The sequence below is a fragment of the Lacinutrix cladophorae genome, from assembly GCF_053604645.1.
In genome coordinates this window covers 1-282 of record NZ_JBSHNR010000067.1, presented here as the reverse complement: position 1 = coordinate 282, position 282 = coordinate 1, and the positions used below count along the sequence as shown (strand labels likewise).

Sequence of the window (282 nt, the reverse complement as noted above, 5' to 3'; positions counted from 1 at the left end):
ACATCTACTTCTGCATCTCCTAATGGTACATTGTTTAATGACCATGTTCCATCCGTTCCTGTTGTTACTGTGGTTACTGTTCCATCCACATCTGTAATTACAACTTCTACCCCTTCTATTCCTTCTTCTCCTGGATCTTGTACTCCATCTCCGTTAAGATCTTCGAATACAACTCCTGTTAATTCTGCAGTTACTGGTTCATAACCGTCATCGGTTGTTGCTGTTTCAACTCCTTCTAATACGGTTACTGTTTCTGGATCTGAAGTTCCTGTTGTTAAAGTA

Annotated in this window: 1 protein-coding gene; it reads right to left on the bottom strand. The window is 40.1% G+C overall.

Features of this window, described 5'->3' with window-relative positions; all coding sequences use genetic code 11:
- Positions 1-282 (bottom strand): SdrD B-like domain-containing protein (locus tag ACVC3Y_RS00755; protein ID WP_452225825.1); only part of this gene is annotated, 282 nt, incomplete at both ends.